This is a genomic window from Chromobacterium haemolyticum DSM 19808 (assembly GCF_000711885.1).
GTDB classification, from domain to species: Bacteria; Pseudomonadota; Gammaproteobacteria; order Burkholderiales; family Chromobacteriaceae; genus Chromobacterium; species Chromobacterium haemolyticum.
The window spans coordinates 14,432-35,962 of record NZ_JONK01000039.1 but is presented as its reverse complement, the minus strand read 5'-3'; the positions used below and the strand labels follow the sequence as shown (position 1 = coordinate 35,962).

Genomic DNA, 21,531 nt, shown 5'->3' with positions numbered 1-21,531 from the left:
AAAGGCCTGCTCAGCCGCGTGGCGCGCGACATCGATTTTGACGACCGCGACGGACGCGGCCAGTGGATGGGTTTCTTCAACTATCTGGAAATCATGATGCTGTTGGGTGCCGACCGGGTCAGGGTCTACCGCCATGTCGATAGCCAACACCAGCTCTATCTGGCGCTGGGACAACGGCTCAGCCTGGAAGCACGCTTCCGTCGCATCCGCCTGCGCAATCGCTGACCTAAGCTGGTGGGTGGAGCCTCAGGCGAGACCCACCAAACCCCGCCGCCAAGGTCCAAGCATCGGTCCCATCGCGTTTCCGCGTGGGTATCGCTGCGCTCCCTCACCGAAAACCAACGCTCAAGGCGCAGCCAGGTAATCCTGCAAGCAAGCCTGCAAATGCTCGCGCAGCGCCGCCACCGCCGGCGACAGCATCAGGCGATGCGGAATCACCAAGCACAGCGGCGCGGCCTCGGTCTGCCAGTCCTCCAGCAAAGGCAGCAGACGGCCGGCGCGCAAGTCGTCCAGCGCGTCCAGCCGCGATTTATAGGCAATCCCCAACCCCTCCAGCGCCCAACGCCTCACCACTTCGCCGTCGTCGCTCTGTCTGCGGCCGTCCACCGTCACCAGCTCCCGCTGTTGGCCCTGGCTGAAACTCCAACGCTCGTGCAGCGCAGAGCCCAACACCAAGCGCAGGCATTGATGGCGGCGTAGTTCCTGCGGCGACTGCGGCCGGCCGTGGCGCGCCAGGTAGTCCGGCGATGCGCACAACACCCGGCGGTTGTCCGGCGCCAGCGGCAAAGCCACCAGGCTGGAATCCTCCGGCACGCCGTAGCGCAAGGCCACGTCCACCGGCTGCCGGTACAAATCCGCCACCCTGTCGCTGATCCGCAATTGCAGGCGCAAGCCGGCGTGCCGCTCAAGGAAAGCGTCCAGCCAGCCGCGCAGCCGGCTGCGCCCCAGGTCCGACGGCATGGACAGCGACAATTCCCCGCTCAGCGCCTGCCGCTGCAAGGCCAGCGCCTGGCCGCCGGCTTCCACCGCCTCCAGCGCCGCGCGCGCATGGGCCAGATAGCGCTCTCCGGCCAGCGTCAGCCGCAGACTGCGGGTGGAACGCGCCAGCAATTGCGCGCCCACGGTTTTTTCCAGCCGCTTCAGCGCCGCGCTGGCCACCGCCGGGCTCAGGTCCAGCTGACGCGCCGCGGCGGACAGGCTGCCGTTGTCCGCGGCGCGGACGAATACCTGCAAATCTTCGAAACGGACCATGATTATCAAAATTTTTTTGAAACTGAATCGAATTTTAGCCGGCTTTTCGCCCGTAAAAACAGGAATAACATCCACTCCATCAACACTGGGCCCTATCGGCCCCCGCACTATGGAGAATACGAATATGAAAGCCGTCGCTTATTACCAGAACCTGCCTATCGAGCATCCGGAATCACTGCGGGACGTGCAGTTGCCCGAGCCCGTCATCGGTGAGCATGATCTGCTGGTGGAGGTTAAGGCCATCTCGGTCAATCCGGTGGACGCCAAGGTCCGCGCCGGCGCGGCGCCGGAGGCCGGCCAAGCCAAGGTGCTGGGCTGGGATGCCGCCGGCGTGGTGCGCTCGGTGGGCGGCAAGGTCAGCCTGTTCCAACCCGGCGACAAGGTATGGTACGCCGGCGCGCTGCACCGTCCCGGCGCCAACAGCGAGCTACACGCGGTGGACGAGCGCATCGTCGGTCGCATGCCCCACAGCCTGGACTTCGAGCAGGCCGCCGCCTTGCCGCTGACCGCCATCACCGCCTGGGAGCTGTTGTTCGACCGGCTGCAAGTGCTGGACAACCGCGCGCCCAGCGGCCGGAGTTTGCTGGTGGTGGGCGCGGCCGGCGGCGTCGGCTCCATCCTGGTTCAGTTGGCTCGCCAGTTGACCGGTCTGACCGTGATCGGCACCGCCTCGCGGCCGGAAACCCAGGCTTGGGTCAAAGAGCTGGGCGCTCACCATGTGATCGACCACCGTCTCCCGCTGAGCGAGGAGCTCAAGCGCATCGGTTATGCCCAGGTGGATTACGTGGCCAGCCTGAATCAGACAGACGCCCACTTCAAGGAGATCGCCGCCGCCATCGCGCCGCAAGGCAAGCTGGCGCTGATTGACGACCCGACGGCGCTGGACGTGCGCGAGCTGAAGCGCAAGAGCGTGTCGCTGCATTGGGAGTTCATGTACACCCGTTCGCTGTTTGGCACCGACGACCAGATTCAACAACATCTGCTCTTGAACCGGCTGGCCGAGCTGGTGGACGCCAGCCTGATCCGCAGCACGGTGGCCGAGCGCTTCGGCCGCATCGACGCCGCCAACCTGAAGCGCGCCCACGCCTTGCTGGAGAGCAACCGGGCCAAGGGCAAGATCGTGCTCTCGGGTTTCTAAGAACCTGTTCAAAGTCTGCTGCGCTTCGGTGATACCGCGTTAAAAACCGCTTCGAAATGCTCATGTACCACTCGACCATTCCGCTTTCTCAGCGGTTTTCGCCTTGTCTCGCCTTAGCTCGCGAGATCGTGAACACGTTCTAATCAGCGCATCCCCCCTCACTCCGGCGGCGGCTCTCGCCGCCGACTCCATGCCGGCGCGCTAAACGCCGCCGGCATGCATCGAAATCGCTTCACAAGGCGCAGCGGGCACGGAATAATGGCCTGCTGGCCGTCTTTAACAATCCGGGGAACGAGATCACGAATGCGCACGCCTTCGCCTCCGGCCCCGCCGCAGGCAACGACGGCCGCGCCGCAGCGCCTGGCCCGTCCCGCCATTCCACCCTCAGTTTCCTCAACCGGCCAGACCCGCGGCGCACGCGTTCCAAGCCGCCAAACCTTTGCGTAATGGCCTATACCAAGCCTGATGCCGGAGCGAAACCGGAGCCGCCGCCCGCGCAACAGAGTACACAGGTTCAGAGACATAACCATGGCGCAAGGCGCAGCCGCGCCGCCATCTGTTGGGATACTCATATGCCTGATGCCAAATCATTGCGGAGCCAGCCGATACAGATCACGTTGCTGGATGATCACCTGATGGTGCTGAACAGCCTGGCCGGCCGCCTGGCCAATGAAACCGACCTGAACGTGGCTGGACAGTTCACCAGCAGCGCGCCGCTGATCCAGCATCTGAAACAGCACGACGGCGTCGACGTCGTGGTCACCGACTACGCGCTCAGCCCCGGCGACATCGACGGCTTCAGCCTGATCCGCGGGCTGCGCCGGCGCTTCGCCCGAGTGCGCATCCTGGTGATGTCGGCCTATTACACCCCGGCCACGGTGGCGCTGGCGCTGCGCTGCGGCGCGCACGGTTTCATCGGCAAGGAACAGAGCCTGGACGAGCTAGTGGCGGCCATCCGCCTGCTGGCCGACGGCCACGGCTATCTGAGCCCGGACATGAGCGCCGCGCTGGACGAGAGCTGCGCCAACCTGCCGGCGCCGCAGAAAGCCATGCTGCGCAGCCTGCTGGATCACCCGGAACTGTCCCCGCGCGAGCGCGAGGTGCTGCGCTGCTGTCTGGACGGCATGACGGTCAGCGACATCGCCGTCAAGTTCTCCCGCAGCATCAAAACCATCAGCAACCAGAAGCAATCGGCGCTGAAAAAGCTGGGCCTGCGCAGCGACAACGAACTGTTCAAACTGCAAAGCCGGCTGGCCAGCCACTAAAGCCATGCGCGCGCGCCTCTTGCTCTTCTCCTGTCTGCTGTTGGCGTTCTGCTTACCCGCCGGCTTCTGCCGCGCCGGGCTCAATAAGGCGGAGCGCGCCTGGCTGGCCAAGCACCCGGTGGTGCGTTACGCGATAGACCCTCACGGCTGGCCTATCGAATACCTGGAGGACGGCAAGCACCGCGGCCTGACCCAGGCTTATCTGAGCCGCATTTCCGATATCAGCGGCCTGCGCTTCGAGCTGGTGCCGGTGGCCAACCGCCAGCAAGCGGTGGACATGATGCTGAGCGGCCGCATCGATCTGCTCACCGCGCTGTCCTCCGGCTTGATCCCGCCGGAAGCGGGACGGCGCATACGCTTCAGCGATCCTTATTTTTCCGGCAGCACCGTGCTGGTCACCCAGCCGGACAAGCCCATCGTGTTCAGCACCACCAAGCTGTCCAACAAGACCATCGCGGTGGAAAGCGGCGACCCTTACGAATACTTCCTGCGCGAGAATTTTCCCGCCGTGAACATTGTGGCCACGCCCACGCCGCTGGCGGCGCTGGACGCGGTGGCGGACGGCAAGGCCTACGCCGCGGTGGGGCTGGACGCGGTAATGCAGTCCATGATCCGCCGCCGCTATTACGGCTCGCTGCGCATTGCCGGCAGCGTCAGCGAAATGCCCAGACTGGTGTCGATGGCCGTTAACAAGGACCACCCGCAGCTGCTGTCCATCATCAATAATTCGCTGGCGCAGCTAACCGCGGACGACACCGAGCACATGCTGGAAGACTGGTTGCAAACCACCGATTACGGCGCGCCCTCCTGGCACTCCATCGCCCGCTACTACGCGCTGGAGCTGGCCGGCGTCGGCCTAGTCCTGCTCTTGCTGTTGGTGTTCGCTCAGCGCGCCCACACCGCCCGCCGCGCCGCCCAACGCAGCGAGGCGGAGAAATCCACCTTTCTGGCGGTAATGAGCCATGAAATCCGCACGCCGATGAACGCGGTGCTGGCCTCGGTGGAGCTGCTGCGCCAGGCAGAACTTCCGCCGCGCGAACGCGAGCTGGCGGCGCTGGCCAACGCCTCGGCGGTGAATTTACTGGAGCTGTTGGACAATGTGCTGGACGTGTCCAAGCTCAACGCCCGGCGGCTGCGCCTGGAGCCGCTGGCCACCGACGCGGCGGCGCTGGCCAGCGGCGTGGCGGCGATCTATCGCGCCTGCGCGGAAAAGAAGGGGCTGGAGCTAGAGCTGAAAATGTTGGGCCTGTGCGGCCGCCTGCTAGTGGTGGACCCGGTGCGCCTGCGCCAGATTCTGAGCAATCTGCTCAGCAACGCGGTCAAGTTCACGCGTCAGGGCGAGGTGAGCCTGCGGCTGGAACTACAGGAAATAGAAAAGGAACGGGCGCTGCTGTGCATCCAGGTCAGCGACACCGGCATCGGCATCGCGCCGGAACAGCAGGCCCGCTTGTTTCAAGAATACGCGCAGGCGGACAACACCCAGCAGCGTTACGGAGGCACCGGGCTGGGCTTGCTGATTTGCCGGCAACTGGTTGAGTTGATGTCCGGCCGCATCGCGTTGGACAGCCAGCCGGAGCTCGGTACCACGGTCACGCTGTGGCTGCCGGTGCGCCATGCGCCGGCAGAAGCCGTCGCGGACGCAGAGCCGGACGCCGTCAGCGCGCCGGCGGCGCTCAAGGAAGCCTGCGACCCCATCCTGGTGGTGGAGGACCAGCCGGCCAACCGTTTCATCATCGCCCAGCAGTTGTTGCAGCTGGGCTACCGCGCGGTGACGGCGGACAACGGCGCCGCCGCGCTGGCCTTGCTGGATCAGGGCCAGCGCTTTGCGATGGCGCTGCTGGACTGCAACCTGCCCGGCATCAGCGGCTATCAACTGGCGCTGCGGCTGCGCCGCCACCCGGCGCTGCAGTGGCAGCCCTATCTGCCCATCATCGCCATCTCGGCCACCACCGGCATAGAACACCAGCAGCGGTGTCTGGACAGCGGCATAGACAGCTGCCTGACGAAGCCGCTGCGGCTGGCCCAGCTGGAACAGATCATGACGCTGTGGCTGGACCACCGCCCCGGCCCGCAGCCCGCCGCGCCGGCCCCGCCCGACGGCGAGCTGACGCAATTGCTAAGCCAAAGCTGCGACGCCGACACCGCCGCGCTGCGCCAGGCCTTGCAGGCGCGGGACTGGGCGCAGGCGGAACACTACGCGCACCGCCTGCACGGGGTGGCCCTCAGCGCCGGCCTACCGCGCTTGCCCGCCCTGGCGGCGGAAATGCAAACCGCGCTGCGCCTGCCGCAGCCGGACTCCGCCCGGCTGCGGGATCTGCTTCAGGCGCTGGAGGCCGCGCTGCCGCAAGCGGAGCCTAGCGGCGACTGAGCGACGCGGCGCGCCAGCTGCCGCTCCACCACCTGGCAGACATGGGCCACGGTCTTGATGTCGACGATGTCGTCGACGCCGATCTCGATGCCGAACGCGTCGTTCAACAGCAACACCATGTCCAGCAGCTCCATCGAGTCCGCGTACAACTCATCCACCAGCAACGCCTGCGGCTGCAGCTTGGACTCCTCCACCGACAGGCAACAGGCCATTACCGCCACCACTTGTTGCTCAAGTTTGGGGCTCACTGCGCCGCCCCCTTCACACCGCTGACATCAAAATACTTGCCATCCACGGTAGTGATAACACGGGACGGCGCTTTGGCACTAACGCCCAGCCCCTCCAACAAAGCCCCCACCAAGGGATAAGGCCCCCCTGCAACAGACGGACACAGATTCGTCTGGTCTCGTAACCGCTGGGCGAACTCCGCCAATACCAGGCGCTGCGGATGCGTGCTCAACGCTTGCCTCAAAGTCTCCGGCAGGGCGGCCTGTTGCTTCAAAGCGCCTTCCGACAAGGCTTCAACCAGTAGGCTTCCCCAGCTCTGTTGCGTCTCAATCGGAGTGTCGTCCACAGGCTTCAAGGCTGAGCGCAATCCATCCATCAAGGCCTGGCTGGCGGACAGCTGATCCAAGGCCTTGTTCCGACGCAGCTCGGCCACTTTGACACCTAGCTTGCTCATGGTCACTGGCTGGAAACGCATCGAGGTCAGCTCGGCCGGCACGCTATCCGCGGGCTTCGAGGCCCCGCTCAGTCCATCCATCAAGGATGTGTTGACGGACAATTGCTCCAAGCCCTTGTTCTTCCTCAGCTCGGCCACTTTGACCGTCGATTCGTTCATAATCACCGGCGAGAAATACTCCGTGGTCGGCTCCGCCGCTTCCAGATCAGGTCTTGCGGACTGAAGCCGCTCCACTTCTTGGGCCGCTGGCGCGGCGGTGGCACCGTTCAGCATCCCTTGCAGGAAGGCTTGCCTGCGCAGATCCATCGCCTTGGGTTCTGCGCGCGCCGGTTCCACGCCGCCATCGGCCTGGACCGGCGGGGTATCCGTCCGCGTCGGCGCCGTCAGCGGCTGGCTGCGTTGCGCCGTGGCCGCATGGGCTACCGGCTGGCTGGACAGATTCTGGACATTGAAGGGATCTCTCCGCAACGCCCCTTCCACGCGCTGGCCGGCGCCAGTGGTCGCTTGGCCGGCCGCCGGCGCCTGGACGGACGCCCAGTTCAGCAAGCGCCGGATCACGCAGTCCTTGTCGCCCTCGAACTTGCCGATGCTGGTCAAGCGCGCTGTTTTCAGGATCTGGCCGCGCAGCTGCGCCTGCTGCGGGTGCTGTTCCAGTCCCTGCCGCAAATGCTGCCACGCTGTTTCCGACATGGCCGCACCATAAAGTTTTTCGTCCTCGCTTGAGCCGGGCTTGGGTAAAAAAGCATCTCGCGCCTGTACCAGGGGGACGCGGTCCAGTTCGCTGCGGCTGTCCAGCAGCATGGCGGTGCGGATGTCCTGCGCCAACGCGCCGGCCGCCTTGTTGGCATCGGACTGGTAAATGACGGACTTCAACACCACCTCGGGGAGACTGCTGCGCCAAAGCTTGAAAGACAGCGGGGAAGCGGCGGCGGTGTCGTCAGCCTGCGTGGACGCATCCGCGGGGATCACCACGCGCTCGGCATCCGTCGAGCTGACGGTGATGCGCGAGGTGTCCAGATCCGTCACCGGCGTTTGCACTTCGGTCGTACGCGACGTTCCATCGCGACCGCCGGTTGCCTCCGTTTGCGTCTCCATGGAGCGGAACGAACGCCCTGCGCCATCGCCAGAGGCGGCCGCGCGGCGGGTCTGCTCATCGCCGCTCTCCGACCCACGCTGAGCGCCTTGCTGCTGCTGATGCATCTTCAGATTCAAACGTTGCACCAGCCTGTTTGGATCTCGCCCTACACGGGCGGGGCGCTGGCTGCGGCTGCTGTTGCCGCTATCCGAGGTATTGCCGCTACCCGTGATATTCACGCTGTTATCGATGTTGATGCCACCGACATTGATGGTGATATTGGGCCCGCCCGCCGGCGCGGCGGAGGGATCGGGCTTGGGAGCGTCCGGCCCCTTGGGCGCGTCGGGAAGATCCGGCGTCGCTCGCGGCGGCGTCTCCTGCCCCAGCCCCGCCAGCACGCTGCGCAGCAGCTGCGGCAGAATCGCCACGGTGTCGAGGTCGCGCGCCTGCCGTCCCAGGCTCGTGCCGCTCAGTCCCAGCATCTCGCCGCGGCTCTGACGCAGCGCGTCGAAGGCCAGCTTCGCCGCACTGTCCACCAGTTCCATCACTTGCTCGCCGGTGGCTGCATCCAGTGAACGCCCCAGTTGGGTTTCGACATAGGACAGGATGAAGGTGCTGACCTCGCGCTGCATGAAGTCGTTGCCCAGCTTCATGGTGTCGCCGCCGCAATGCTGGTGCGCCAATAGCGCCAGCTTGTGCTCCAGCTGATTGCGCAGCTGGTATTGCTTATTGGTGCTCTGGGTCCACGGGCCGAAGGCGGATTTGGCGCCCAGGCCGTCTTTCAGGATTCGGGCGGTGTATTGCTGCGCCAGATCGTCCAGGGACTTTGCGTCCTGCGGACTGAGATCCGGCTGCTGCTTAAGCTGCGCGTAAACCTTGGCGAACTCCTCGATTTCCAATTTGGCGTAGACATTGGGCGAAGCCAGGTAGAGCTTGTCCAGCGCCTTGGCGTCCGTCGAGGCGGCGAACAAGGCCGCCACGCTGTCGCGGGTATGCTGGGCCTTGAAACTGGCCGGATCGCTCACCGAGTGGCGACGCGCCGGCGTGGCGGCGCTGCTGCGCCCGCCGCTGAAACGCTCCGAGAGCGGGGTGGCCGGCCGCCGCGACGCGTCCGCCGGCATGGACAGCGAGCGGGTCAGTAGAGGGGATGCTCCGGTAATGGGCATGATGTGGTTCTCCTTAGCCTTATAGAGCGGCTAACAGAAGTCGGTTTTACGGCTGAGGCAAGGCGCGCCGACGGTAGCCGTCGTACGGCAAATCGGCGCGCGGCATCGCGGGAGTTTTGTCTGCCGCTCTTAGCCTTGCAGGAAGGACTTGGCGGTTTCCGTGCAACTACTGATGGTGCTGCTGAGCACCTTGACAAGATTGTCGAACAGCGAGTTGGCGTTGCTGTATTTCTGGGTCAGCGTTTGCAGGGTGTTCTTCAGGTTTTCCTCCTGCGCCTTGAAGCCGGACTGCCAGGACTGGAACTTGGCGTTGTCCATTTCCACCTTTTTGTCTTTCGCCGGCACGCCGCCCGCCAGCCCTTCCAGCGCCGTCATCATTTTCTGCACCGGACCGGTGTCGATAACCACCACGTACCTGCCTGAACCCTTGGGTTGTTCCTTCACACACTCCTTGGGCAAGCCCAGTTCCGCGGCCCATTTTTCCGCTTCTTCCTTGGCCTTCTCTGGCGTATCGGCGGTGCTGGCAAACAACTCCGTGTTCTCGTATTTCGCCTTCAATTGCTTCAGCGCGTCGTACAGTTCACCCACGCTCAGGGTGACTTTGTCGCCCTTGTCGTTGGATGAGATCCAACCCGCCATCTGGGATAGGATGTCGCTGAACTCTTGGTAGAACTCGATGTATTTGCCCACCACGTTCTCATACACGCCCAGGTAGCCGTCCTTGATATTGCCGATGGAGTCGCCGATCATTTCCCACAGTTCGCGGTCGGAAATCACGTCGCCGGTCGCGCCTGGCGCCGAGAACAGCATCGGCGCGGCAAACTCGCGCGCCGTCGGCGGAGCATCGGCCAGCGTGTCGGCGATATCGGCCTGCAACTTCGACTTTTGCTCGGCGGACATCACGTAGCCGCTCTGCGCCACGCTATTCAAGCTGCCGCTGAGCTGCTGAGTCGTCAGGGTCTGCGTGTCGCGAGCCTGGTCCAGCGCCCGCGTCAAGGCACCGCGCTGGAATGCCACGCGCTCGGCCGGCGGAGGGGGCTCGCTCTTGTCTTTGGCAATCGCCGCCTGCCAGCGCTGATCCGCCAGCTTGCTTTCATAGGCGGTCTGCCCTTCCACGACACGACGGACGGTTTCGTTAGCTTGGCGCAGCGCGTCGGCCTTGCCCTGGGCGGTATTGAGCGCGGACAGCTCCGGTCCTTGCGCCGCGGCGGCGCGGGTTTCGACGGCAACGCCGGCGACATCGGCGCGCGGCGCGGCGGCCGGGGTTTCAGCAAGCTGTGGCCGCGTCAGCGGCGTGGAAAGAGTGGTTTGAATGCCGTTCATGGGGATTCCCCTGCATGGCCAGCGCCGAGGCAGGCGCCCAGGCGCTGGCGGGATGAATGGTATGGAAGGCCGACCCGACCGGGATGGCCGGGTCGGCGGACGGAGCCTGGGATGGTCCCGTCCGGTTCCGGGCTAGCGGATCAAGCGCGAATGTTGCCGGCCACCGCGCCCATGGCGGCGTTCTTGGACTGGCTGATGTTGTCCAAGGTGCGCAGCAGCTCCTGGATGAAGCTGTCGGATTTGCGGCTGCTCTCGCGGGTTTCCTCGGAGGCCGTGTTGGCCACGCGGCTGGAAGCCTGGCTGATCTGCTGCTCGGACTGCTCCAGCGTGGCGGCATAGCGGCCGGAACCTCCGGCAATATTGCTGGCCGCGGACGAGCTGTCCATGATCGCCTTGCCTGTGGTTTGCTTGGCCTGGGCCTTGAGCTTGGTGTCGTCCATGGCCAGCTGTTCCGCCTGTCCCTTCACAGACAAGTTCTCGCCGGCGCTGCGCAGCGCGGTTTCATGCTCCTTGGCCAAACGCTGGTTGCTGGACTGCAGGCCGATCTTGTCGCCGGCCATGCCGTCCGCCACGCTGCCGGCGGCGTTGGACTGCGCGTTCAACTCGCCCGCGCCCGGCTTGGCCGCGCCAGGCTGCTGCGGTTTCAGGCCCACCTGCTTCAGGCCGTCGGCGTCGGTGCCCAGCTTGACGGTGTTCTGGCGGCCCAGCGTGGACTGGATGTTGCGGCCCTCATCGCCCAGCTTGGCCAGCTTGGGCGCGTTGTTCTTCAACGCGCCTCGCTCGGCGTTGATGCCGCTCAGGCTCTTCTTGGCGCCCACGCCGGTAATGGCCATCTGACCGACGCTCTGGACAACACTGCTGGACAGATTGGCCACGCCCTCGCGCACCATGGAGGCGGCGGTGGCCTTGGTGGCGTCGAAGCCCACCAGCGACAGCTTGCTGCTCAGCGTGTTGTCGGCGGTACGCAGCGCCGACATCAGCACAATGGCGGCCACCATCAAGGCCGCGCCGTTGGGCGCCATGCCGCTGATGTCGAAGGGCTTGCCCTGCTCCGCCTGCTCCTTGACCTTGTCGTCCACCAGCTTGCTGACGCCGGACTCAACCTTCCGATACACAGCACCCAGGTCCTGAACAAAAGCCGGGTCCTGGGCTTTTTCGCTCAAATAGCTCTTCAGCGCGTCGGTCACTTGCTTGCTCACCTCGGCGGACGGCGGGCGCAGTTGCGGGCCGCTCATCACTTCGGCCAGCGCCTTGCCGTCGCGGCCGGCGCTGTTCAGGATGGGCAGGATGTCCTTGATGTCCACCAAGGACTTGGCGACGGAGGATTTTTCAGCCGCGCCGGATTCAAGCGCCGCCGGAAACGGATTGTGGGTGGAAACACTGCCAATAATGGTTGCCATAATATTCTCTCCTAACTCAAGCGTGACTCTGACGCAGCACGAAGCGGCCGGCCTCAGCATTCTGCTGCAGCGCGGAAGACATCATCGTGGTCAGGTCCTGGGTGACTTTCTGGGTGCTGGCGAAGACTTCCACCGCCTGCTTCAGCCATTGTTCGATCTGCTCCATCGCGGCGCGCGCCAGCGTGAAGTCCGCCAACATGTCGCTGGCGTTCTTCATGAACACGCCCTGCGCCACATTGCCGCCGGCCTGGGTGGCGGCTTGCGCCACTTCCCCGCCCACCACCACGCGGTTGAGGGTGTTGGCCATCAGCTGCTTGGCCGCGGCGTCCTTGGGCAGGCCCAGGCTGTTGGCCAGGCGCTGGAAGCCTTGGGTCAACACCTTGCTGCCGTTCTTGGCCATCTCCTTGAGCAGGGTGGGCACCATCTTTCGCATCGAATCGCCCATCATCTTGCTCAGCGCGCCGCCCAGCTTGCTAGCGACGCCCTTGCCCACCATGGAGATCGCCACCACCGCAAAGACCATGGCAACCGCGGCGTAAATCATGCCGGCGATGGAGCCGATGGTATCCGCAAGGTTTTTATCCACGCCGAATGCCTTGAGCGTTTCACTGACGATCTTGCCCACCAGGTCCATCAGAGGCTTCAGCATCGTCATGACGGCGTCCATGATCGGCTTCATGGCCTTTTCCATGAAGGATTCGCCGGTAGTGGCCTTGACCACCTCGTCCGCCACCATCAGCGCGAGGCCCACCGCGGCCAGCGCCAGGCTGGCGCCGCCGGTAAATACTGCGGCCACGACGCTGACCACCGTCAGCACCGCGCCTAGAATCTTGCCAATGCACCCCATGGTGCGATTGAGTTCTTCCGCCTTGCGCACTTCTTCCTGGTACTCGGCGGATTTCTTGTCCATTTCCTTCTGGCGGCCTTCCTGCATGGCCTGGAACAATGCCAGATCGTTTTTCAGGCTTTCTTCGCTGTTCTTGCCCACCATCTCGACGAACATCGCCATCAGCATGGTCAGCTTGGCCACGCCGGTCAGGTGGTCTTCCGCGCCTTGCTGCACCGCGCCGCCCTTGGTATTGAGCCCCTGAGCCTGGGTCAACAGCGAGTCGGCCTTGGCGGTCTTGTCCTTGGCCAGATTGTGCGCGTCGGTGGCGGCCTGTTCCGCCTTGTCGGCCTTGAGCTTGGCGGCCTGCGCCTCGTTGGCGGCCTGATCGCGCGCCGCCAGCGCCTGCTGGTAGCCGGCGTCTTCCGGTGTCAGGCCATCCAGCTTGGCCTGGGCCTGGGCCAGTTTCTGCTTGGCCGCTTCCAACGTTTCTTTGGCCGTTTTCAAATCGCCCAGCGCCGTCTGGTAGGCTTCGGTGGCTTGTTCCGCCTCGCCTATCGCCTGCTGCAATTCGTCCGACAGCTTCTGGCCCATCGCCGCTTGCGCGTCCATCATTGCGCGCCAGGTGGCGATGCGGCTTTCCAGCTGCGATAGCGAAACGTTGCCCAGCAAGGACATCAACTGTCCCAGCAGCAGCGTCAGCTTGCCCGCGCCGTCCAGTTCTTCCTTGGCCTTGGCCGTGGGCTGGGTCAGCGGCGGCGTGTTCAGGTCGCCGCGCGGCTTGGCGGCACCGGCGTCATCGCTGACGCGCATCGTGAACAGCGCTTGCGCAGACTTCTGCGCGGCGTCGACGAATTTCTCGCTCGCCTGGGTATTGCCCGAAAGCGCTTTCGCCAGCTCGGCACTGCCAAGATTGAAGCCTTGACCGATAGTGTTACCGCTCATGCTTGCTCCTTTTCCTGCTGACGGGATTGCTCGGCCTCCGTCTCCTGCAAACTGTCCAGATACACTTGGGCCTTGGCGCGCAGCGACTCGTCGTCGCTTTGCTCGCACACCAGCTCGAAACATTGCCTGGCCTTGGCCGCCTTGCGCATGAACAACTGGCACTGTCCGGTGAAAAACACCGGCCGGTAGTCGTTCTTACTCAGGGCGAAAGCCACCGCGTACAGATCGGCGGCCTTCTGGAACTGTTTCTTGAGCTGGCACACGGCGGCCAGCCCCATGATGTAGTCGGGGTTGTAGAAGTCGTAGATGCATAGGAAGCGGAAGAAGGTTTCCGCTTCGTCGAGCCTTCCCTTGTTGTAAAAATCGTAAGCGTGGGCGTACAGACCTTCCATCATGTCCGGCGGAATGCCGTGCACGTCTTTCAGGGTGGCGCCTGCGCTTACCGCTTCCCAGACCATCTCTGCCAGGCGGTCGTCGCTGACATTGTCTTCAGGGTTCATCAAACATCTCCTAATCGCTGTCACCAGCCCGGCAGAGCTGGCTAGAGACGACGGTTGTCTTGGGTGTGAAATGACCGTCGCCGCTGTCATTTAACAGCGGCCGACGAGGGGAAACATTCAGGAATCGCTCATGGCGGGGGCGCATCGGATATCCGGGCTTGTTCAATACGGTCCTGCCGGCTTTGGGACCGCAGCGGCCAGGGAAGAGGCTGGCTTAGCCAGGCGAGGGCCTGTTCACGGTCCCGCGCGTTTTGAGGACGTGAATGCGCTCAGCCCTCCTGACCATCCCGCTTATCCACAGAAGCGGGCGTGCCGGCGGATTTATCCACAGCAGAGCCGGCGGCGCTCGCGCCCGTCCCCTGCTCCGCCTGCGGCGGCTCCGGAGACGCCTCCGCTCCGGCGTTTTCCACCTGCTCCAACCACATCAGCAAGCGCAGCACTTCCTCCACCTCGTCCAGGCTGACCAGGGAATAGCGGCGATGGCTGGCGAAAATGCGCCGCGCCAGCGGGATGTCGCGCACCACCGGCACGCCCACCTTCTCCGCGTAGGCCCGTACCGCCAGCGCGCGCTGATTGGTCTCCATCACCGAGATGAAGGGGATGGGCAGCAGTTCGGGTTTGAAATAGATGCCGACGGCGATATGGGTGGGGTTGGCCACGATCAAGCGCGAGTTTTCGATGTCGGACTTCACCTGCTCGGACAGGATCTCCATATGCGCCTCGCGGCGGCGAGACTTGATCTCCGGGTTGCCCTCCTGCTCCTTCATCTCGCGCTTGACCTCCTGCTTGTCCATCTTCATGTCCTTCATGAACAGGAAGTACTCGGCGATCGCGTCCAGCACCAGCACCGCCACGATGCAGCCCAGGCAGGTCAACACCAGCGCCAGCAGCAGTTCGCGCCAGATCGCCGCCATGCCTATCGGATCGCCGTTGAGCTGGGCGAACAGCAGCGCCTTGTGCTTGTGCCACAGCACCAGCACCGCCACCACGAAACTGGTCAAGTACAACAGCGCCTTCACCGCCTCCTTCACCGTGCGCAGGCTGAACAACTTCTTGAAGCCGTTGACCGGATTCAAGGCTTCCAGATTGAGCTTCAAGGCCTCGCTGGCCAGCACGAAGCCGCTTTGCAGCAGAGACGGCAAGGCGGAGGCGACGATGCACAGCAGAAAGATGGGCAGCAAGAGCTTGATGCCCAGCCAGGCCACCGCCTGGGCATAGCCCTGCATGTCCTGCTGAAAGCCGCCGGCGATCACCTGGCGGAAAGCGCCCATCAGCTCCACCAGCGAGCCGAAGGACACCAGATAGGCGACGCCGCACAGGGTCAGGCAGGCCACCACCAGGTCTCGACTCTTGAAGGACTGGCCTTTCTTGGCCGCGTCCTGCAAGCGCTTGCGCGTGGGCTGTTCGGTTTTGTTCGACATCTCAACGCACCGGCGCGCTCAGCCAGCCGGGCAGCGCTTCCGGCGGGAAGGCCAGCCGTGTCACCGTATCAGGCAACACCGGGCCGAAATACATCAGCATGATCAACAGCGCCACCGCGCTCTTCACCGTCAGCGACACCGCGAAGGCGTTCATCTGCGGTGCGAAACGCGACAGCAGGCCCAACACCACCTCGGACAACAGCAAGGCCGCCACCACCGGACTGGCCAGCACCACCGCCTTGCTGATCACCTGATTGAGCAGGCTTAGCGTCGGCTGCAGCGCCGGCGTGCAAACGCCCAGCGGGTCGCACAGCTGATAGCTCTGACGGAACAAGTCCAGCATCAGGCTCATGCCGCCGCCTTGCAGATAAACCGCGGCGGCGAACAGATTGAACATATTGGCCAATTCCGAAGTGTCCACCCCGTTGGCCGGGTCTATGCTGCTGCTCAAGGTGGCGCCGCGCTGGTTGTCTATGATGCTGCCCAGAGCGTGGAATACCCAGAACGGCCAGGCCAGCAGGCAGCCCAGCAGCAGGCCCACCGCGGCCTCCCGCGCGATCATCGCGAGGAAGGGCAGCGCCTGAAAGGCCGGCAGCGCCTCCACCGGATGCGGCCACAGCCCCAGCGCCACCAGCATGGTGGCCGAGGTGCGCACCACGCCGCTGAGCACATTGCTGTTCAGGAAGGGCAAGATGAAAAACACCGGCGCCACGCGGGCGAAACCGAGCGCGGCCGAGGCCACCCAGCCGTGGATTTCGAAGAACAGGCCAAACTGCATCCGTCTCAGCCTCGGGCCAGCGCCATGCGCATCACCTCCCGGCCAAAGCCGAGCAGGGTTTCGCCGTACCAGCCGGACAGCAGGAACAGACACAGGCTGACGCCGAACAACTTGATGCCGAAGGGCAGCGTCTGTTCCTGCAACTGGGTCACGGTCTGGAACAGGCCCACCAGCAGGCCGATGGCGGTGGCGACGATGATGGGCCAGGCCGACATCAGCAGCACCAGATACAGCGCCTTGTTGCCGGCGAACACCAGATCATTCATAGCAAAACTCCAAAATTGAGGCGGGCGGCATGGACAGCGCGGCACTCCGCCCGCGCCATTAAAGCCATTCAGCTCTCCAAGACTCAGGAAGCAAAACCGAGCGCAGCGGCCGAGGCAAGGCGCGCCGACGCAGGCAGTAGCCGTCGTACGACAAGGAGGCGCAACGCAGCATCGGCGGTTTTTCATTCATACAATCACCAGGTCTAGGTAATGGGCGGCAAAACCGCGCGCAGCGGCCAAGGCAAGGCGCGCCGACGCAGACAGTGCATCTAGCACGGCAAGGAGGCGCAACGCAGCATTGGCGGTTTTGCCGCCCATTACGTCGCCAGGTCCAGGTACTGCAACACCAGTCCCTTCGACAACAAAGTCCAGCCATCCAGCGCCACGAACAGCACCAGCTTGATCGGCACCGATATCGTCACCGGGCTCATCATCATCATCCCCAGCGCCAGCAAGATGCTGGAGATCACCAAATCCACCACCACGAAGGGCAGGTAGAGATAAAAGCCGATCTTGAACGCGCTCTTGATCTCGCTGAGCGCGTAGGCCGGCAGCAAGGCGAAAATGGACGGCTGTTCGTCCTCGGCCGCATTGCCGGTTTCGCGTTCGGTGCGCTGCGCCTGGGCTTTTTCAAAGAAGCTCACCAGTTCCGGATCGGAATACTTCTGCAAATAGCCGCGATAGCCGTCCAGACCGTTCTCAACGAAGTTGCTCACCGACTCCACGCTGTTGAAGCTGACCTGTTCTTCCTGGTAATGGCTGTAGGCCTGCTGAGCGATCGGCAGCATCACGAACATCGACAGCATCAGCGCGATGCCGTTGAGCGTCATATTGGACGGCACCTGCTGCAAACCCAATGCATTGCGCACCATCACAAACACGATGGAGAACTTGATGAAGCAAGTGCCGGAAGCGATCAGGAAAGGCAGCAGCGTGGCGAAAGCCAGCAGCGCGATCAGCGAAATATCATTCGACATCGGCGGCTCCGCCCAGCCACTCCGTCACTTCCACCCCCAGATGACCGGCCAGCTGCACCAGTTCCCCGCGTCCCAGCAGCGCGCCGTTGGCGCGCACTTCCACCCGCCGCTCAACATCCGCCGGCAGGTTCAACAACTGGCCACGACACAAGTCCTGCAACTCTGCCAGCGTCACCCGTCCGCGATGCAGCACGAACTCCAGTTCCACCGGCAGCTGCCCCATGTCTCGCGCCGGCGCTTCCTGCTCCGTCGCCTGTTGCGATTCATCCCATTCCATGACGATTCCTTCCTCGTACGATTGATAAGTGCCCAGCGCGCGGTCGTGGCAGCGCACCGCCGCCGTCTGCTCGCGGATCAGCAGCACGTCGCCGCGCGCCACCCCCCGCAGCAGACCCAGGCTGAGGCGGCTGTCGCCGATGACGAAGCGCAGCGGCCAGCTCAGCAACGGCGCCGGGTCCAGCGCGTCTCCCGCCTCGAACGCCGGCGCGCGCTCCAGCCACAGCGGCCCCTCCGCGCACATCACCCGCAGCAGGGCCTGGCGCGGCAAAGCGTCGCCCGGCCCCGCTTCGCCCAGGCTCAAGCGCTGATAGGCCAGCTCCGGCATCGGCGGCGTCAACGGCCGTTCCGCCGCCGCCAGCCATTGCGCCGCCTGCGCCTCCACGCCGGCGGACAGCGCCAGCCGCGCGAGTTCCGGCGCGGCGCTCTCCAGCCAGGCGCGCGGTTGCAACCAGCCCTGCCAGCGCTGTTCGGCGTCGGCCACCGACAACCACAAGCCGCCGCGCGGCGGCGTTTCCAGCGTGGCGTCCCAACCCTGGCGCCTCCAGGCCGCGGCGGCGCGCTGCAAAGCGCGCTCGCGCGCGTCGATTTGTCTGAGCGCCAGCATCAGGCGTCCTCCTCCTCATCCCGCTGCGGCTGCTGCTGCCCCTGCTCGCGGCCGTCGTCGCGGGCCATCTGCCATTGCTGCGGGTTGCCGGACTGCCATTGCTCGCCCAAACGCTGTTGCACCAGGCTGTCCGATGGCTGCAGGCTGAGCACACCGCCGGGCTGACTTTGCACGTTCACCGCGTGTTCGCCGCCCCAGCGCTGGAAGCGGTAGGTCAGGCCCGGCTGGGCCGGTTCCGGCGCACTGGCCGCGGACAAGGTCGTTTGTGCCTGAGCCGGGGTCGGGTCCTGGCGCGGCCGCGCCGGCGGCGCGGTATCGCGCGGCGGCGTCGCCGGCGCGGACGCTTGGGCCTGCTGCGGCGCAACCGGCGCGGCGACCGCCGGCGCGGTCTCGTTCTTGCGCGCCTCGCCGCCTTCGCGCGTGACGGCCGGCGTCGGCGCGGGAGCCGGCGCGGCGGCGTCTGCTTTCGGCGCGCTCCGTCCATGCGGCGTCGGCGTAGCCGTGGACATGGCGATAGACGCTTCTACGCGCGCGGCGGCCCCAGGCAGCGCGGCCTCGCCCTTGGCCGGCGCGTGCTCGGTTTTGCGCGGCGCCGGCTCGGCCTTGAACAGCGCCCCCAGCGTCTGCGCCCCGACTTTGACCGGCGCGTCGGCCGCCGGCGTCAGGCTGGCGGCGTGCTCAGCTGCCAGCGCCGCCGCGGCGCGCAGGCCCTGCGGCCCCGCGGCGGTCTTGCCGCGGGCATCGGCGGACGGACGTTCTCCGTCGCCCAAAGGCGCCTGCCCCCGTTTGCCCGGCGCCGACAAAGCGGCCTCCGCCGCGCGGCGGCCGCCGGCGTTCAATCGCGCCGCATTCCACTGCGGCGGCAGCGGCGGTTGCCACAAGGTTCCTGCCGGCAGGCGGGAGCGGTCTTGCTCGCGTTCGCCGGCCACGTCCTCGCCGTCGCGGTCCGGATCGGCGGCGTCTCGCCGCTGTCTTTGGGCTTCGCGGGCAAAGGCCTCGGCGGCGCCGTCCGCGTCGGCCGCGGTGGCCGGCCGGGTGTCCGCGCTCGGCGCGGGAATGGGCGTCATCGCTTCCATATCGTCCTCTCTTCCTGCTCGGCCTCGTCCAGCCGCAAACGCCGCATGCGTTCCTGACGGCGCTGCAACTTGGCCCAGCGTTGATATTTGTCTTCCTTGCGCAGCCATTGCCGGCGCAAAGCCTGTTGTTCCTCGCGCCGGCCGGCCAGGCCTTGGCGCTGCTCCTCCAACTGTCCGCTTTGCAGGTCCAGGTTTTGCAACTGGCGGCGGAGCACCGCCTGCTTGCGCTGCAACGCGAAGAGCTGGCCGCGGCTCATCGCCCCGGCCGGCCGTTGCGCCAGCAGCAATTGGCGCAGGCCCTGGCCCTGCGAAGCCAGCGCCTCTTGCTCCGCCGCCAACGCGCCGTCCTGGCGCGCCAGCTGAACCAGCTCGGCCTCGCAACGCGATTGCGCCGCCTGACAACGGCGCAGCAGCGCGCCCAGCTTAGGCAACAAGCTCATGCAGGCTGCGCAGGGTGTCGGCGAACCCCGCGCCCTCGTCCACCGGCTGGCGCAGCCAGCGGCGCAGCGCGTCGCGGGCGTTCATCGCGCGGTCGTTGTCCGCGTTCTCGCCCGGGCGGTATTCGCCCAGGTCGATGAAGACTTGCAGCTCCTCCAGCCGCGCCATCAAGGCGCGCAGCGCCGAGGCCGCCTCTAGATGGCCGCTGTCGCACACCTGGCCGGCCACGCGGCTGGCGCTCTTGAGCACGTCGATGGCCGGGTAATGGCCCTGGCCGGCCAGCTTGCGGCTCAGATAGATGTGGCCGTCCAGAATGGAGCGGATCTCGTCCGCCATCGGGTCCGGCTCGTCGTCGCTTTCCAGCAGCACGGTGTAGAAGGCGGTAATGCTGCCGCCGCGGGTGGCGCCGGGGCGCTCCAGCAGCCGCGGCAGGCTGTCGAACACCGAGGCCGGGTAGCCTCGCCGAGCCGGCGGTTCTCCCGCGGCCAGCGCCACGTCGCGCAGCGCGCGGGCGTAGCGGGTCATGGAGTCGACGAAGAGCACCACTTTCTTGCCCTGATCGCGGAAGTACTCGGCCACCGTGGTGGCCAGCAGCGCCGCGTTGCAGCGGTCCACCGAGGAGAAGTCCGAGGTGGCGAACACCAGCGCGCAGCGATCGCGCTTGGGCGAGGCCCGCAGCGATTCGGCGAACTCCGTCACTTCGCGGCCGCGCTCGCCGATCAGGCCGATGACGAAAACGTCAGCGTCGCTCTGCTCGATCAGCATGTGCATCAGCATGGTCTTGCCGCAGCCGGCGGAGGCGAAGATGCCGACGCGCTGGCCCACGCCGCAGGTCAGCAGGCCGTCGATGGCGCGCACCCCGGTAGCCAGCGGCTCGCGTATGCCCACGCGCCGAGAGTACGGCGGCGGGTCGGCATCGATGCCGCGCTCCTCGCCGCCCACGCCGGCCTCGGGCGCGAAGCGCTCAACGATGCGGCCGGTGGGGTCCAGCACCGCGCCCAGCGCCGATTCGCCGATCCAGGCGGCCAAGGCGCGGCCGGTGGGCTGCAACACTGCCTCGCGCGACAGGCCGCGCGCGTTGCCGATCAGGCTGAGCACCGCGCGCGGGCCTTGAAAGCCCACCACCTGGGCGCGGGCCACCACGTCGCGGTCTTGCCAGCTGCGGCGGATGTCGCACAGCTCGCCTATCGCCACCTCGGGCAGCGCGGCTTCCAGAATGGGGCCGGACAGGCGTTGCGGATACGCCAGCCGGCGCAGCAGGCGCGGCGCTTTCATCGCAGCAGCGACTCGCTGAAGCGCTCCAGCGCGTCGAAGAAGCCGTTCAGCGCCTCGGAGAAGCGCTTGCCGTCGGCCAGATAATCCGGGTGCGCCATCGCCTTCAGTTCCAGATAACCCTCATTGGCGGCCAGTTGCAGTTGACCGCCGCGGGCGAAATGGCAGCCCTGCATCAGGTCCTGCAAGAGCTGGGCGGCGCGCTGGGCCAACACCGCCTCGTTGTGCTCGCCCACCCGCGACCACAGCCACACCTCGCCGTCCTGGGCGCTGACATGGATGCTGGGCAGGTCGTGCAAGTCCAGCGCGATGGTGGAATGGCTGTCCAATTCGCCCAGCAGGGCGGGATCGCAGCCGCTCTCTTCCAACGCGGAGCGGACCAGTTGGGCAATATCGATGGCGAACATAGGCGGATTCCTTTTTGATTCCAGTCCCCTTTAAAACCGATACGTTTGTCGCGCTATCGGTTCTAAAGGAACCG

The 21,531-nt window shown here is 65.5% G+C and carries 20 protein-coding genes; 4 read left to right on the top strand and 16 right to left on the bottom strand.

Annotated elements, in window-relative coordinates:
• The coding region (locus BR71_RS24510; protein WP_043640917.1) for a hypothetical protein at positions 1–225 on the top strand (225 nt) is incomplete at its 5' end.
• A gap of 120 nt (positions 226–345) precedes the next feature.
• Here BR71_RS24510 and BR71_RS18225 read toward each other — a convergent pair.
• Positions 346–1,251 (bottom strand): LysR family transcriptional regulator, encoded by a 906-nt coding sequence (locus BR71_RS18225; RefSeq protein WP_043640914.1) that lies wholly within the window; start codon positions 1,249–1,251, stop codon positions 346–348.
• 124 nt (positions 1,252–1,375) lie between these two features.
• On the opposite strand from BR71_RS18225, the gene BR71_RS18220 reads away from it, so the two are divergent.
• The 3 genes from BR71_RS18220 to BR71_RS18210 all read left to right on the top strand — a co-directional run bounded on the left by BR71_RS18220 (position 1,376) and on the right by BR71_RS18210 (position 6,022).
• On the top strand, positions 1,376–2,389 hold the full coding sequence (locus tag BR71_RS18220) for a zinc-binding alcohol dehydrogenase family protein (RefSeq protein WP_043640911.1): 1,014 nt from the start codon (positions 1,376–1,378) through the stop codon (positions 2,387–2,389).
• A gap of 572 nt (positions 2,390–2,961) precedes the next feature.
• Positions 2,962–3,654, top strand: coding sequence for a response regulator (locus BR71_RS18215; protein ID WP_043640909.1), 693 nt, complete (start codon positions 2,962–2,964; stop codon positions 3,652–3,654).
• A 4-nt stretch (positions 3,655–3,658) separates the two neighbouring features.
• On the top strand, positions 3,659–6,022 hold the full coding sequence (locus BR71_RS18210; RefSeq protein ID WP_052370808.1) for an ATP-binding protein: 2,364 nt from the start codon (positions 3,659–3,661) through the stop codon (positions 6,020–6,022).
• Here the strand turns inward: BR71_RS18210 and BR71_RS18205 are convergent.
• The 15 genes from BR71_RS18205 to spaK form a co-directional block, all read right to left on the bottom strand.
• A complete protein-coding gene (locus BR71_RS18205; protein ID WP_146176054.1) occupies positions 5,974–6,270 on the bottom strand; it encodes an acyl carrier protein in 297 nt (98 codons plus the stop codon). The genes BR71_RS18210 and BR71_RS18205 overlap by 49 nt on opposite strands.
• The gene (locus BR71_RS23095; RefSeq protein ID WP_052370806.1) at positions 6,267–8,945 is read right to left on the bottom strand and encodes a hypothetical protein; all 2,679 of its coding nucleotides are present in this window, start codon (positions 8,943–8,945) and stop codon (positions 6,267–6,269) included. The genes BR71_RS18205 and BR71_RS23095 overlap by 4 nt, the downstream gene beginning before the upstream one ends.
• A 129-nt stretch (positions 8,946–9,074) precedes the next feature.
• Positions 9,075–10,268 (bottom strand): type III secretion system needle tip protein SctA, encoded by a 1,194-nt coding sequence (sctA, locus tag BR71_RS18185; protein ID WP_052370804.1) that lies wholly within the window; start codon positions 10,266–10,268, stop codon positions 9,075–9,077.
• A gap of 140 nt (positions 10,269–10,408) precedes the next feature.
• Positions 10,409–11,668, bottom strand: a complete 1,260-nt coding sequence (locus tag BR71_RS18180) for an IpaC/SipC family type III secretion system effector (RefSeq protein WP_043640893.1) — start codon at positions 11,666–11,668, stop codon at positions 10,409–10,411.
• A 16-nt stretch (positions 11,669–11,684) separates the two neighbouring features.
• Positions 11,685–13,439 (bottom strand): type III secretion system translocon subunit SseC family protein, encoded by a 1,755-nt coding sequence (gene sctE, locus BR71_RS18175; protein WP_052370802.1) that lies wholly within the window; start codon positions 13,437–13,439, stop codon positions 11,685–11,687.
• The gene (gene sicA / locus BR71_RS18170; RefSeq protein ID WP_043640891.1) at positions 13,436–13,939 is read right to left on the bottom strand and encodes a type III secretion system translocator chaperone SicA; all 504 of its coding nucleotides are present in this window, start codon (positions 13,937–13,939) and stop codon (positions 13,436–13,438) included. Before sicA ends, sctE begins: the two co-directional genes overlap by 4 nt.
• A gap of 269 nt (positions 13,940–14,208) precedes the next feature.
• Positions 14,209–15,360 (bottom strand): EscU/YscU/HrcU family type III secretion system export apparatus switch protein, encoded by a 1,152-nt coding sequence (locus BR71_RS18165; RefSeq protein ID WP_081862729.1) that lies wholly within the window; start codon positions 15,358–15,360, stop codon positions 14,209–14,211.
• 1 nt (position 15,361) lies between these two features.
• A complete protein-coding gene (gene sctT / locus BR71_RS18160) occupies positions 15,362–16,138 on the bottom strand; it encodes a type III secretion system export apparatus subunit SctT (protein WP_043640888.1) in 777 nt (258 codons plus the stop codon).
• 5 nt (positions 16,139–16,143) lie between these two features.
• On the bottom strand, positions 16,144–16,404 hold the full coding sequence (locus BR71_RS18155; protein WP_019104573.1) for an EscS/YscS/HrcS family type III secretion system export apparatus protein: 261 nt from the start codon (positions 16,402–16,404) through the stop codon (positions 16,144–16,146).
• Between the two features lie 317 nt (positions 16,405–16,721).
• Positions 16,722–17,381 carry an EscR/YscR/HrcR family type III secretion system export apparatus protein gene (locus tag BR71_RS18150; RefSeq protein WP_043589695.1) on the bottom strand — a complete coding sequence of 220 codons (660 nt, stop codon included), beginning with the start codon at positions 17,379–17,381 and terminating at the stop codon, positions 16,722–16,724.
• Positions 17,371–18,264 (bottom strand): YscQ/HrcQ family type III secretion apparatus protein, encoded by an 894-nt coding sequence (locus BR71_RS18145; RefSeq protein WP_052370800.1) that lies wholly within the window; start codon positions 18,262–18,264, stop codon positions 17,371–17,373. The genes BR71_RS18150 and BR71_RS18145 overlap by 11 nt, the downstream gene beginning before the upstream one ends.
• Positions 18,264–19,340: a SpaN/EivJ family type III secretion system needle length determinant gene (locus BR71_RS23090; protein WP_052370799.1), complete on the bottom strand. Its 1,077-nt coding sequence runs from the start codon at positions 19,338–19,340 to the stop codon at positions 18,264–18,266. The genes BR71_RS18145 and BR71_RS23090 overlap by 1 nt, the downstream gene beginning before the upstream one ends.
• A complete protein-coding gene (locus tag BR71_RS18135; RefSeq protein WP_043640881.1) occupies positions 19,328–19,780 on the bottom strand; it encodes a hypothetical protein in 453 nt (150 codons plus the stop codon). The genes BR71_RS23090 and BR71_RS18135 overlap by 13 nt, the downstream gene beginning before the upstream one ends.
• A complete protein-coding gene (gene sctN, locus BR71_RS18130; RefSeq protein ID WP_043640878.1) occupies positions 19,764–21,053 on the bottom strand; it encodes a type III secretion system ATPase SctN in 1,290 nt (429 codons plus the stop codon). The genes BR71_RS18135 and sctN overlap by 17 nt, the downstream gene beginning before the upstream one ends.
• Positions 21,050–21,457: an SPI-1 type III secretion system chaperone SpaK gene (gene spaK, locus BR71_RS18125; protein WP_019103512.1), complete on the bottom strand. Its 408-nt coding sequence runs from the start codon at positions 21,455–21,457 to the stop codon at positions 21,050–21,052. The genes sctN and spaK overlap by 4 nt, the downstream gene beginning before the upstream one ends.
• Between the last annotated feature and the right edge of the window lie 74 nt (positions 21,458–21,531).